Genomic DNA, 11,250 nt, shown 5'->3' with positions numbered 1-11,250 from the left:
TCAGTGCTCCTTGACCAGGTGGGCGTAGGCCCCGCCTGCGGCGACGAGGTCCTCGTGCCGCCCGCGCTCCACGACGGAGCCGTGGTCGAGCACCACGATCTCGTCGCTGTCGCGCACGGTGCTGAGCCGGTGCGCGATCACCACGCAGGCGCAGCCGCGCCGCCGCAGGTTGTCGATGATGAGCTGCTCGGTCGTGGCGTCCAGGGCGCTGGTCACCTCGTCCAGCACCAGGATGCTGGGGCGGCGCACCAGCGCCCGCGCGATCTCCAGCCGCTGCCGCTGCCCGCCGGAGAAGTTGCGGCCGTCCTGCTCGACACGGCTGTGGATGCCGCCGGGACGGCGGGCGATCACGTCGTCGTACAGGGCGGCGTCGCGCAGGGCGGTCACCACGTCCTCGTCGGGGATGGACGGGTCCCACAGCGCCACGTTGTCGCGCACCGTTCCCTCGAAGAGGAAGACGTCCTGGTCGACGAAGGAGACGGAGGCGGCGAGCACACTGCGCGGGATGTCCTCCAGGCGCTGTCCGTCGATGCGGATCGCGCCCTTCCAGGGGCTGTACAGACCCGAGACGAGGCGCGAGACCGTCGACTTGCCGCTGCCGGAGCCGCCGACCAGCGCCACCTGCTGCCCGGGGGCGACCGAGAGCGAGAACCCCGTCAGCAGCGGCTTGTCGAGCGGGCTGTAGCCGAACGTGATCTCCTCCAGCGTCACGTGGCCCTTGAGCCGGCGGGTGCCGGCCTCGGCCTCGGGCCGCGAATAGAGCGCGTCCACGGGGAAGTTCTCCACGTCCTTGAGCCGGGCGACGTCCGCCGCGAAGTCCTGGATGCGTCCCGCGACACCGTTCAGCCGGGTCACGGGCGCGGTGAAGCGGGTGACCAGCGCCTGGAAGGCGACGAGCAGGCCGATGGAGATGTGGCCCTCCACCGCCCGCAGGCCGCCGATCCAGAGGATGAGCGCGCTGTTGAGCGTGGCGAGCGTGGGCGCGACCACCGACAGCCAGGCGCTCGGCACCCCCAGCCGCTGCTGCTCCTCCAGGGTGACCGCGTGCTGGCCCGCCCAGCGGCGGAAGTAGCCGTTCTCGCCGCCGGTGGCCTTCATGGTCTCGATCGACTGGAGGCCGGTGTAGGCGGTGTTGGTCAGCCGGGCGTTGTCGGCCCGCAGCTTCTGCGTCCGGGTCGCCCGCAGCCGGACCACGACCCGCATGGCGACGACGTTGAGCAGCGCGATCCCCACGCCCAGGACGGTCAGTTGCGGGTCGTAGCTCCACAGCAGCAGGGCGTAGAGGACGACCACGATCCCGTCCACCGCCGCGGAGGCCAGGTCGCGGGCCAGGGTCTCGGCGACGGCGTCGTTGGACTGCAGGCGCTGCACCAGGTCGGCGGGGCTGCGCTGGGTGAAGAAGGCGACCGGCAGCCGGAGCAGGTGGCGCAGGAAGCGGGCGCTGCCCAGCGTCGAGGAGATGACGCGGCCGCGCAGCAGGTTGGACTGCTGCACCGCGGTGAGGGCGGCGGTGAGCGCCACCATGGCGGCCATCCCCGCGAACAGCACACCGAGCAGCGAGGTCTGCTGCCCGATCAGGAACAGATCGATGTACGTGCGGCTGAGCGCGGGCAGCGCCGCGCCGACCCCGACCAGCAGCAGGCTGGCCAGCAGGGCCGTCAGCAGGGTGCCGCCGGTGCCGCGCAGGCGGGTGGGCAGTGCGGCGAGCACACCGGGTCTGCGGCCGCCGCGCTGGAAGTCCAGACCGGGTTCGAAGGTGAGGACGACACCGGTGAAGCTGGTGTCGAAGTCCTCCAGCGGCACGAAACGGCGGCCCTTGTCGGGGTCGTTGACGTGCACGCCGCGCCGGCCGAGGCGGCGGCCCGTGCCGTCGTAGACGACGTAGTGGTTGAACTCCCAGAACAGGATGGCCGGGGCGCGCACGCCGGTCAGCGCGGCCGTCTCCATCTGCATGCCCTTGGCGCGCAGCCCGTATCCGCGGGCCGCCTTGAGCAGGTTGCTGGCCCGGGAGCCGTCGCGGGAGACACCGCAGGCGATCCGCAGTTCCTCCAGCGCCACGTGGCGGCCGTAGTGGCCCAGCACCATGGCCAGGGAGGCGGCGCCGCACTCCACCGCCTCCATCTGGAGCACGGTGGGGGTGCGCACCGACGGGTAGCGGCGCGGTTTGCGGGACTTGGGCCGGGGGCGGGTGTCGCCCCGCCGGTGGCCGACCTGGGGCGGGGGAGCGGTCGCGGTCACGGGAGCAGCCAATCGAGCGGGCGCTGGGCGGCGAGGTGCACGGCGCCGTCGGCCAGGGTCATGGAGTCGAGGGCGTACGGCGGCCCGTCGGAGGACGACCACGCGTAGCCGGACGCGGTGCGGCGCGAGGTGTCCAGCCGCACCTGGACCGCGACGGGGCGCCCGGCGCGGGCGAAGGCCTGTGCGAGCTGGCCGTCCCCGAGGTAGGCGGTGATCTGCCGGGCCGTCTGCACGGTCCGCCCCACGGCCTGCACATGGCCGCGCAGCACGCCGTAGCGCTGCTGGGAGACCGATTCGACGGTCAGGTCGACGGCGGCGCCGACCGGCACGGTGGAGGCGCTGCCCGCGGGCACGTACAAGGTGGCGGTCAGCGGGTCGCCGGTGTGGGCGACGCGCTCCACGGCCGCCACGTCCGTACCGACGGTGACGACCGTGCCGATGGTGGCCGCCAGCGCGGTCACCCGGCCCGCGTCCACGGTGCGGATCAGGACGTCGCCGTCCGGGGTGCGCACTTTGAGCAGGGGCGCGTCGGCGGGCAGTCGCCCGCCTTCCTCGGCGAACACCCGGGTGACCTGTCCGGCCACCGGGCTTTGCAGCACATAACTGCCCTGGCCGTGTGTGAGAATTCCCGGGGCGTCCATTGTGGATGCGACGGAACCGGTGACCGCCCAGAATGCGGCGGCGGCCGTCGCGACAATCGCGACGGACATCACGAGGACGCCCCGCGGTTTTGCGAAACGCACCGGGAGATCGAGCTCCTCGGGCGATTGCAGCTTGGTGAGGGCTTTTTGTCGGAACTGCACTGGACTCTTCCCTCGGCCGTATTATTCGTTGTCGGTCGCCGGGGCCCTGTGCGTACAGCCCGCGGGCACGCCCGTGGGCCCCGGAAGGGAGGTTGCCGGGGCCCACGGTTGCGGTGCCGTCTCAGAGACCGGCGACGAGGCCGGTGGCCAGGCCGGTGACCGCGCCGGTGTTCAGGCCGGTGAGGCCCTCGACCGTGCCGACGACGCCGGCGACGGTGCCCGAGACCGGGGCGATGGAGTCGACGGTGCCGGTCACGTTGCTGACCAGGCCGCCCACCAGGCCACCGGAGACGTTGTCGAGGTCGGCGTCGGAAATCTCGCGGGTCTCGACCTGCGGGGTGAAGTTCATGATGGTGCTTCCCTTCGTGCTGACAGATATCGAGTGGCGAATCAGGGAGGACCTCCCGCCACCGCTGAGGATCCAAGCACGGGGTCGCGTGGCCCAGCCAATTGCCGGTGCGCGTGTTCGAATGTGGTTCGGATTGTCGACTTCACGTCGGGTCCCGAATTCCCACGGCTTGGTGCCAGGTTCTTCACGCGGAAGTGATGGACCGGCCCCGGCGGAACCGGGCACTCCGGATCAAAGGCCGCGCGGCGGAGGGTAGACCGGACGGCCGGTCGGGCGCGATATGTCGTCGGCGTGTGCGGTGTGCAGATTTACCGGAGGTAATGCGCCGGGCGGTAGCGTGGCACCCGGTGATCGACTCGGTTCGGGAGGTCTCGCATGCCCCACAGCGCACCGGTGGACGGATTCCGGCTCGCCTACGACCGCTGGGGTGCGGGCGCGCCGGTCGTGCTGCTCCACGGGTGGCCGGGCGACCGCGGCGACTACCGCGATCTGATCCCCCTGCTGGCGGGATTCTGCGACGTGGTCGTCCCCGACCTGCGCGGTTTCGGCGGCTCGGACAAGCACGCCGCCGAGCCCGCCGAGCAGTACGACTCCGCCGCCCAGGCGCGCAGCGTCCTCGGGCTGGTCCGCGAACTCGGCCTGCAGCGGCCGGTGCTGGCCGGCTACGACATCGGCAGCCGCGTCGCGCAGACCGTGGCGCGCGACCATCCGGACGAGGTGCGCGCGCTCGTCGTCGCCCCGCCGCTGCCGGGCATCGGGCGGCGCATGCTCGACCCGGGCGCACAGCGGGAGTTCTGGTACCAGTGGTTCCACCGGCTCCCGCTCTCCGAGGAGCTGATCGACGGGGACCCGGTGGCGGTGCGCACGTACCTGCGGCACTTCTGGACGCACTGGTCCGGGCCGTCCTTCACCCCCGACGAGGGGCGGCTGCTCCGCCTGGTCGGCTCCTACGGCCCGCCGGGCTCCTTCACCGCGTCCCTCGCCTGGTACCGGGCGGGCGCCGGCGCGGTGGCGAACGCGCTCGCGGAGACGGCACCGGCGGCGGAGGAGCGGATCACCGTGCCGACCGCGGTGCTCTGGCCCGAGTTCGATCCGCTCTTCCCCCGTGCGTGGTCCGACCGGCTGGCGGAGTTCTTCACCGACGTGACCCTCGAACTCGTCGACGGGGTGGGGCACTTCGCGCCCGTGGAGTACCCGGGGCCCTTCGCGGCGGCGATCCGCCGTGCGGTGGAGGGGGAGCCCTAGCCGATCTCCACCCCCGGTTCCACCCCTGGGTCCAGGTGCCGCGGGCCCCGCGTCGGCACGCTGGAGGGCATGACAGCAACCGAGTGGATCACGGACATCGCCCTCATCCTCGTCGTCTTCCGGCAGCTGCGGGAAGACCGCCTGCGCCCCCTGACGTTCCTCCTCCCGCTCGGGATCGTGGCCTTCGTGGCCCGCACGTATCTCGACACGGTCCCCACCGCCGGCAACGACCTGGTCCTGATCGGCACCCTGATCGGCGTCGGTGCCGTGCTGGGGGTCGCCGGCGGGGTCTACACCCGGGTCCGGGCCTCCGGCGAGCACATCCTGATCAAGGCCGGTGCGGTCTCGGCGGTCCTGTGGGTGCTCGGCATGGGCGCGCGGATGGGTTTCCAGATGTGGGTGGAGCACGGCGGCGGCGCGGACGACGTCGGCCGGTTCAGCGTGGCCCACCACATCACCAGCAGCCAGGCCTGGGTCGCGGCCTTCGTCCTCATGGCCCTCACCGAGGTGGTGACACGGCTGGCCACGATCTTCGTCCGGAGCCGGATGGTGGTCCGCACCCGGCGGACCGCGTCCGCCGCGCCCGCCCTCGACCACGTGGTGTGACCGTGACCTTGTCCGGAACACCGGTGGGCTATGGTCGGGCCATGCCCGCCGCCACGCCCCCCTCGCCCGGGCCGGCCCCGTCCCCGGGGGACGGCCCGCGGAAGGTTCCGGGGCGGGACCTGCGGGTGCAGTGGATCATCCCGGCCGCCGTCGTCGTCGCGGGGGCGCTGACCATCCGGCCGATGGGCCTCGGCGGCCAGGGCCTGGTGGTGCTCCTGCTCTTCCTGGTCAACTGCGCGGCGCTGCTGATCCGGACCCTGCCCGAGGCGAAGGTGCCCCAGCGGGCCGCCCTGGTCTGGTTCGCACTCGGCATCGTCGCGGCGGCCGCGCTGCTCGGCGCCGGCGACAGCGGGACGACCTACCTCTTCGCCTTCTTCATCAGCGGTCACCTCGGGTACCGGCTGGAGACCAGGTGGGCGCTGGGCCTCGCGCTGCTGTGCAGCGTGCTGTGCGGCGGCGTCCTGTACTACCGCCTGGGGCAGGGCCATGACGTACTGCCGTGGGCCCTCGGGCTCGCCGCGGGCGCCCCGGTGCTGGCGGGGATACTCAACCGCAGCCACCACGAGGCCGTGCGGGCCGCGCTCGCGGCGGCAGAGTCCGCCGAACGCGCAGCCCGGGCCGAGGCGCAGACGGCCGTGCTGACCGAGCGCAGCAGGATCGCCCGGGACGTGCACGACGTACTGGCGCACTCCCTCGCGGGGATCAACATGCAGCTGGAACTGGCCGACGCGCTGCTCGACACCGGGGACCTGGACAAGGTCCGCGAGGCCACCACCAAGGCGCACGGCATGGTCAAGGACAGCCTGAAGCAGGCGCAGTGGACCGTGCACGCGCTGCGCGAGGACGCCCTGCCGCTGGTCGAGAGCCTGTCCGCGATGGTCGAGTCGTCCGGCCATCGCGACGCGCTCGCCGTCACCGGCGCCGTCCGCGAGGTGCCGGCCCCGGTGACCCAGAACCTGCTGCGGATCGCCCAGGAGTCCTTGACCAATGCCGCCCGGCACGCCCCGGGCGGCGAGGTCCGCGTGGAGCTGGCGTTCGCCCCGTCCTCGACGGCGCTGACGATCCGCAACCGCCCCGCGACCCGTACCGTGACCACGGGCGCCGGGAGCGGGATGGGACTGATCGGGATGCGCGAACGCGTCGCCCTGCTGGGCGGGACCATCACCGCGGGTCCGGTCACCGAGGGACCGGACGAGGGCGGCTGGCAGGTGGAGGCAGTGATCCCCGATGAATGAGCAGACCGGGAACCGGACGCCGCTGCGGGTGGTCGTCGCCGACGACCAGGCCGCCGTCCGCGAGCCGCTCGCGGCCGTGCTCGCGCTGTCCGAGGACATCGACGTCGTCGCGGCCGCCGCGAACGGGGCCGAGGTGCTGGCCGCGGTCGCGGACGGGCCGGTGGACGTGGTGCTGATGGACCTGCGCATGCCCGTGATGGACGGGACCGAGGCGACCCGCAGGCTGAGCGAGGAGCACCCCGACGTGGCCGTGGTCGTGCTGACCACGTTCGCCGACGACGACTCGATCCTGGCCGCGCTGAGCGCCGGGGCCCGGGGCTATCTGACCAAGAACGCGGGCCGGCAGGACATCCTCCGCGCGATCGTGGCGGCCGCCGCGGGCCAGTCCGTGCTCGACCGCGAGGTGCAGAACCGGCTCCTCGCCACGGTGCGCCCCGGTCCGCAGGAGCCGGTGCGGCCGCTGCCCGCGGACATCACCCCGCGTGAGCGCGAGGTGCTCACGCTCATCGGCCGGGGGCTGCCGAACCGGGCCATCGCCGAGAAGCTGTTCATCAGCGAGGCCACGGTCAAGACGCACATCAACAACCTCTTCGCCAAGGCGGGGATCCGGGACCGGGCCGACGCCGTGCGCCGCGCCATAGCGGCGGGGCTGGCCTGATCTCCGCGCCGCGGCAGGCGCCCCGGACGGTCCAACGGAAAGTGTGTTCTGCCCTCTTGAGGGATCGTTGAACAATCCTTACATTGGTGGGCACGCCCGGTCCGCAGCACCGCCTGCCCCTGTGAGGTCGCCATGACAGCAACCCCGCGCCGCCCCCCGATCGTGAACGACGACCGTGCCCGCCGCTTCGTGCGCCGCGCTCACGTCAGGGCGACGGACTCCGAGTAGCGCCGTACGAGTTGCCGCTCCGCATCGTCCAGGTACGACGCGAGCAGCAGCTCGGCCTTGACCAGATCGGCGGCCCGCAGGGCGGTGAGCAGCTCGCGGTTGCGGCCGAGGTAGGGCTCGTGGAACTCGCGCGGATTGTCCATCGCGTGGAAGACCAGGCGGAGTTCGGCGAGGACGCCGGTCATCAGCTCGGTCAGCCGCCGGCTGTGCGCCAGGTCCACCACCGCGTGGTGGAAGTGGATGTTGGCTGTGCCGAGTGCTCGCCAGTCGTCCTCCCCGGCGGCGCGCTCGCCCTCCTCGACGGCGGCCTCCGCGGGCGTCAGGTCGTACGGCGGGGCGCCGAGATGGCGGACCACCGAGCACTCCACGAGGCGGCGCACGCGGTAGATGTCCACCACGTCCTGCACGGTCAGGACCCGTACGAAGACGCCCCGGTTGAGCTCGTGGACGAGCAGCTTCTCGTGCGTCAGCAACCGGAACGCCTCGCGCAGCGTGTTGCGCGAGACACCGAGGGCCGTGCCGATGGCGTCCTCGGAGAGCTTGGTCCCGGGGGACAGGAAGCCCTCGGAGATCCGGGTGCGCAGGATGTCCGCGACCCGGTCGGCGGTGCTGGAACGCCCCAGCAGGGCACGGTCGCCGGCCAGAACGGCCGGATCGAGCTCGGCTGCCATGTCACATCCCTCGTCTCACGGGCTCGCAGAGCCCCAGTCAATCGAAAACCCGGGGACGAGACAACAGGTTCCTTGTCGGATTGTTCAACGAGAATCTAGGGTGGCAACTGTGAAGGAATCCCTTCTGACCCCGTCGGCGGCCCGGACGATGTTCCGGGACGGCACCGCCCGGCCCACCACCGGCTGGTGCTCCGCCTACACGCAGGTCAACCTGATCGCCGTGCCCGCCGACTGGGCCCAGGACGTGGCCCTGTTCTGCCGGCGCAACCCCAAGCCGTGCCCGCTGCTGGACATCACCGAGCCCGGCGCCCGGAGCACCGCGCTCGCCCCCGGCGCCGACCTGCGCACCGACCTCCCGCGCTACCGGGTCTGGGAGAACGGGGTGCTGGTCGAGGAGCCCCAGGACGTCGTCCGCCACTGGCGCGACGACATGGTCTCCTTCCTCATCGGCTGCAGCTTCACCTTCGAGACCGCGCTGCGCGGTGCCGGGGTGCCGCTGCGCCACGTCGACCAGGGCCGCAACGTCGCGATGTACCGCACCAACCGCTACTGCCGCCCCGCCGGCCGGCTGTGGGGGCCTGTCGTGGTGTCGATGCGGCCGGTCCCGGCGGGGCTCGTCGGCACCGCGGTCCGGGTCACCGCGCGGATGCCCGGCGTCCACGGCGGCCCCGTCCACATCGGGAACCCGGCCGCCCTGGGCATAGCGGACCTGAACCGCCCCGACTACGGCGACCCCGTGCAGGCCGAGCCCGGCGACGTGCCCGTCTTCTGGGCCTGCGGGGTGACGCCGCAGGCCGCACTGATGGCCTCGCGCCCGCCGTTCGCCATCACGCACGCGCCGGGGTACATGTTCATCACCGACATCCGGGACGTCGACCAGCAGGTCGCGTGAGACGGCACCCGCAAGGTTGCGAGGAGAAGCGAGGAGAGCCGCACCACCCATGACCCACACCGTGATCGACCTCAACGCGGACCTCGGAGAAGGCTTCGGACGCTGGTCCCTGACCGACGACGAGGCCATGCTCTCCGTGGTGACCAGCGCCAACGTCGCGTGCGGTTTCCACGCGGGCGACCCCTCCATCATGCGGCGGGTGTGCGACCGCGCCGCGGCCGCCGGCATCCGGATCGGCGCCCAGGTCTCCTACCGGGACCTGGCCGGATTCGGGCGCCGGGCGATGGAGGTGCCCCCGGAGGAACTGGCCGACGAGATCAGCTACCAGATCGGCGCGCTGGAGGTGTTCGCCCGCGCCGCGGGCACGGGCGTCGCGTACGTCAAGCCGCACGGCGCCCTCTACAACCGCGTGGTCGCCGACGCCGGGCAGGCCCTCGCGGTCGCCCGGGGCACCCGGCTCGCCGGCCCCGCGCTCCCCGTGCTGTGCCTGCCGGGCTCCGCGCTGCACCAGGCGGCGGCCGAACTCGGGCTCCCCACCGTCGCGGAGGCCTTCGCGGACCGCGCCTACACCGCGGAGGGCACCCTCGTGCCGCGCCGCACACCGGGCGCGGTCCTCACCGATCCCGACCGGGTCGTCCGGCAGGCCGTCGCCCTCGCCCGCGACGGCCAGGTCACGGCGATCACCGGCGAGACCGTCACCGTCCGCGCCCGGTCCCTGTGCCTGCACGGGGACACCCCCGGCGCCGTGGGACTCGCCCGCCGGGTCCGCGCCGCCCTCGGCGAGGCCGGCCTGGAACTGGAGGCCTTCGCATGAGGCTGCTGCCGGTCGGCGAGGACGCGCTCCTGCTCGACCTCGACTCCTCCGAGCAGGCCCAGGCCTGCCACGCCGAACTCCTGCGCCGCCGCGACCGGGGCGCCCTCCCGGCGGTGCGCGAGATCGTGCCGGGGGACCGCACCGTACTGCTGGACGGCGTCCCCGATCTCCCCGCCGTGCGCGCCGTGCTGCGCGACTGGCCGGTGCCGTCGCTGCCGCCGGACAGCGGGCCCCTGGTGGACATCCCCGTCCGGTACGACGGCGCGGACCTCGGGGTCGTCGCCGAGACCTGGGGCGTGTCGCGGGACGAGGTCGTACGCCTGCACTCCGGCACCGAACACCGCGTCGCCTTCTGCGGGTTCGCACCCGGCTTCGCCTACATGACGGGCATGGACGAGCGGTACGCCGTCCCCCGGCGGGCCGAGCCCCGCACCTCGGTCCCCGCCGGCTCCGTCGCGCTCGCCGGGCACTACACCGGCATCTACCCGCGGGCGTCGCCCGGCGGCTGGCAGGTGATCGGCACGACCGATGCGCGGCTGTGGGACCTCGGCCGGGAGCCCGCGGCCCTGCTCGTACCGGGGACGCGCGTGCGCTTCACCCGGGTCGGGGACGCGGAGGGGGAGACGGACGCGTGAGCCACGGCACCCTCGTCGTCGTCCGCGCCGGGGCCCTCACCACCGTGCAGGACCTGGGCCGGTACGGGCACGCCGCGCTCGGCGTGGCCCGTTCCGGGGCCCTGGACGGGCCCGCGCACCGGCTGGCCAACCGCCTGGCCGGCAACCCCGCCGGAGCGGCCACTTTGGAGACCACGCTGACCGGGGTCGCCGTCCGGGCCGGCCGCGCCCTGACGGCCGTGGTCACCGGTGCCCCCGCGGCCGTCCGGGTGGACGGCCGCCCGGCGGCGTGGGCCGAGCCCGTGCACGTCCCGGCCGGTGCCGTCCTCGACATCGGCCCCGCCACGAGCGGCGTGCGCAGCTATATCGCCGTCTCCGGGGGCGTCGCCGTGCCGGAGGTGCTGGGCAGCCGCTCCGCGGACCTGCTGTCGGGACTCGGCCCCGCGCCGCTCGCGGACGGCGACGTGCTGCCGCTCGGCGCTCCCGCGGGTCCGCCCGTCCACACCGATCTGCCGCCCTGGCAGGGGCCGCCGGGCGAACTGGTGCTGCCGGTCCTCCTCGGCCCGCGCGACGACTGGTTCAACCGCGCCGCGCTGCGCACCCTCACCGCGGGGCACTGGACCGTCTCCCCGCACAGCAACCGCATCGCGCTGCGGACCGTCGGCCCCGCCCTGGAGCGGGCCGTGGCACGAGAACTGCCGAGTGAGGGCATGGTCGTCGGCGCGGTCCAGGTGCCCCCGGACGGCAGGCCCGTCCTGTTCCTCGCCGACTCCCCGACCACCGGCGGCTATCCCGTCATCGGCGTCGTCCCCGAACGCCACCTGGCGCCGGCGGCCCAGGCCGCACCGGGCCTGCCGGTGCGGTTCACCCTCCTGCGCTGAGCAGTGCGCGCGGTGC

The 11,250-nt window shown here is 73.4% G+C and carries 12 protein-coding genes; 8 read left to right on the top strand and 4 right to left on the bottom strand.

Annotated elements, in window-relative coordinates:
- From ACIP64_RS32520 to ACIP64_RS32510, 3 genes are all read right to left on the bottom strand, one after another.
- Positions 1–2,121 carry an NHLP family bacteriocin export ABC transporter peptidase/permease/ATPase subunit gene (locus ACIP64_RS32520; protein ID WP_401594026.1) on the bottom strand — a complete coding sequence of 707 codons (2,121 nt, stop codon included), beginning with the start codon at positions 2,119–2,121 and terminating at the stop codon, positions 1–3.
- Between the two features lie 113 nt (positions 2,122–2,234).
- Positions 2,235–3,041: an HlyD family efflux transporter periplasmic adaptor subunit gene (locus tag ACIP64_RS32515; RefSeq protein WP_401593797.1), complete on the bottom strand. Its 807-nt coding sequence runs from the start codon at positions 3,039–3,041 to the stop codon at positions 2,235–2,237.
- 121 nt (positions 3,042–3,162) lie between these two features.
- Positions 3,163–3,390: a type A2 lantipeptide gene (locus tag ACIP64_RS32510; protein ID WP_360911726.1), complete on the bottom strand. Its 228-nt coding sequence runs from the start codon at positions 3,388–3,390 to the stop codon at positions 3,163–3,165.
- 375 nt (positions 3,391–3,765) lie between these two features.
- Here ACIP64_RS32510 and ACIP64_RS32505 point away from each other — a divergent pair, with 375 nt between their 5' ends.
- The 4 genes from ACIP64_RS32505 to ACIP64_RS32490 all read left to right on the top strand — a co-directional run bounded on the left by ACIP64_RS32505 (position 3,766) and on the right by ACIP64_RS32490 (position 7,134).
- Positions 3,766–4,635, top strand: coding sequence for an alpha/beta fold hydrolase (locus tag ACIP64_RS32505; RefSeq protein WP_401593794.1), 870 nt, complete (start codon positions 3,766–3,768; stop codon positions 4,633–4,635).
- A gap of 69 nt (positions 4,636–4,704) precedes the next feature.
- Positions 4,705–5,241: a hypothetical protein gene (locus ACIP64_RS32500; RefSeq protein ID WP_401593791.1), complete on the top strand. Its 537-nt coding sequence runs from the start codon at positions 4,705–4,707 to the stop codon at positions 5,239–5,241.
- A 41-nt stretch (positions 5,242–5,282) separates the two neighbouring features.
- Entirely contained in the window at positions 5,283–6,476 is a 1,194-nt protein-coding gene (locus ACIP64_RS32495; RefSeq protein WP_401593788.1) for a sensor histidine kinase, read from the top strand.
- Entirely contained in the window at positions 6,469–7,134 is a 666-nt protein-coding gene (locus tag ACIP64_RS32490) for a response regulator (RefSeq protein ID WP_401593785.1), read from the top strand. The genes ACIP64_RS32495 and ACIP64_RS32490 overlap by 8 nt, the downstream gene beginning before the upstream one ends.
- Before the next feature lie 200 nt (positions 7,135–7,334).
- On the opposite strand, the gene ACIP64_RS32485 is transcribed toward ACIP64_RS32490, so the two are convergent.
- Complete coding sequence (locus ACIP64_RS32485; protein WP_401593783.1) at positions 7,335–8,033, bottom strand: GntR family transcriptional regulator; 699 nt, start codon at positions 8,031–8,033, stop codon at positions 7,335–7,337.
- Between the two features lie 109 nt (positions 8,034–8,142).
- On the opposite strand from ACIP64_RS32485, the gene ACIP64_RS32480 reads away from it, so the two are divergent.
- The 4 genes from ACIP64_RS32480 to ACIP64_RS32465 are packed head-to-tail and all read left to right on the top strand — an operon-like array spanning position 8,143 to position 11,234.
- Positions 8,143–8,925 carry a putative hydro-lyase gene (locus tag ACIP64_RS32480; protein ID WP_401593780.1) on the top strand — a complete coding sequence of 261 codons (783 nt, stop codon included), beginning with the start codon at positions 8,143–8,145 and terminating at the stop codon, positions 8,923–8,925.
- A 49-nt stretch (positions 8,926–8,974) separates the two neighbouring features.
- Positions 8,975–9,739: a LamB/YcsF family protein gene (locus tag ACIP64_RS32475; protein ID WP_401593778.1), complete on the top strand. Its 765-nt coding sequence runs from the start codon at positions 8,975–8,977 to the stop codon at positions 9,737–9,739.
- Positions 9,736–10,374, top strand: a complete 639-nt coding sequence (locus ACIP64_RS32470; RefSeq protein WP_401593775.1) for an allophanate hydrolase subunit 1 — start codon at positions 9,736–9,738, stop codon at positions 10,372–10,374. Before ACIP64_RS32475 ends, ACIP64_RS32470 begins: the two co-directional genes overlap by 4 nt.
- Positions 10,371–11,234, top strand: a complete 864-nt coding sequence (locus ACIP64_RS32465; RefSeq protein ID WP_401593773.1) for a biotin-dependent carboxyltransferase family protein — start codon at positions 10,371–10,373, stop codon at positions 11,232–11,234. Before ACIP64_RS32470 ends, ACIP64_RS32465 begins: the two co-directional genes overlap by 4 nt.
- Positions 11,235–11,250: the final 16 nt, after the last annotated feature.

It is taken from the genome of Streptomyces sp. NPDC088733, assembly GCF_044751185.1.
In the GTDB taxonomy this organism is placed as follows: domain Bacteria; phylum Actinomycetota; class Actinomycetes; order Streptomycetales; family Streptomycetaceae; genus Actinacidiphila.
This window is presented reverse-complemented; position numbering and strand designations above follow the sequence as displayed.

Coding starts and splice junctions, on each gene's coding strand:
- ACIP64_RS32510 (WP_360911726.1), bottom strand. CDS start 3,390: ATGAACTTCACCCCGCAGGTCGAGACCCGCGAGATTTCCGACGCCGAC.
- ACIP64_RS32475 (WP_401593778.1), top strand. CDS start 8,975: ATGACCCACACCGTGATCGACCTCAACGCGGACCTCGGAGAAGGCTTC.
- ACIP64_RS32500 (WP_401593791.1), top strand. CDS start 4,705: ATGACAGCAACCGAGTGGATCACGGACATCGCCCTCATCCTCGTCGTC.
- ACIP64_RS32495 (WP_401593788.1), top strand. CDS start 5,283: ATGCCCGCCGCCACGCCCCCCTCGCCCGGGCCGGCCCCGTCCCCGGGG.
- ACIP64_RS32485 (WP_401593783.1), bottom strand. CDS start 8,033: ATGGCAGCCGAGCTCGATCCGGCCGTTCTGGCCGGCGACCGTGCCCTG.
- ACIP64_RS32470 (WP_401593775.1), top strand. CDS start 9,736: ATGAGGCTGCTGCCGGTCGGCGAGGACGCGCTCCTGCTCGACCTCGAC.
- ACIP64_RS32490 (WP_401593785.1), top strand. CDS start 6,469: ATGAATGAGCAGACCGGGAACCGGACGCCGCTGCGGGTGGTCGTCGCC.
- ACIP64_RS32505 (WP_401593794.1), top strand. CDS start 3,766: ATGCCCCACAGCGCACCGGTGGACGGATTCCGGCTCGCCTACGACCGC.
- ACIP64_RS32520 (WP_401594026.1), bottom strand. CDS start 2,121: ATGGAGGCGGTGGAGTGCGGCGCCGCCTCCCTGGCCATGGTGCTGGGC.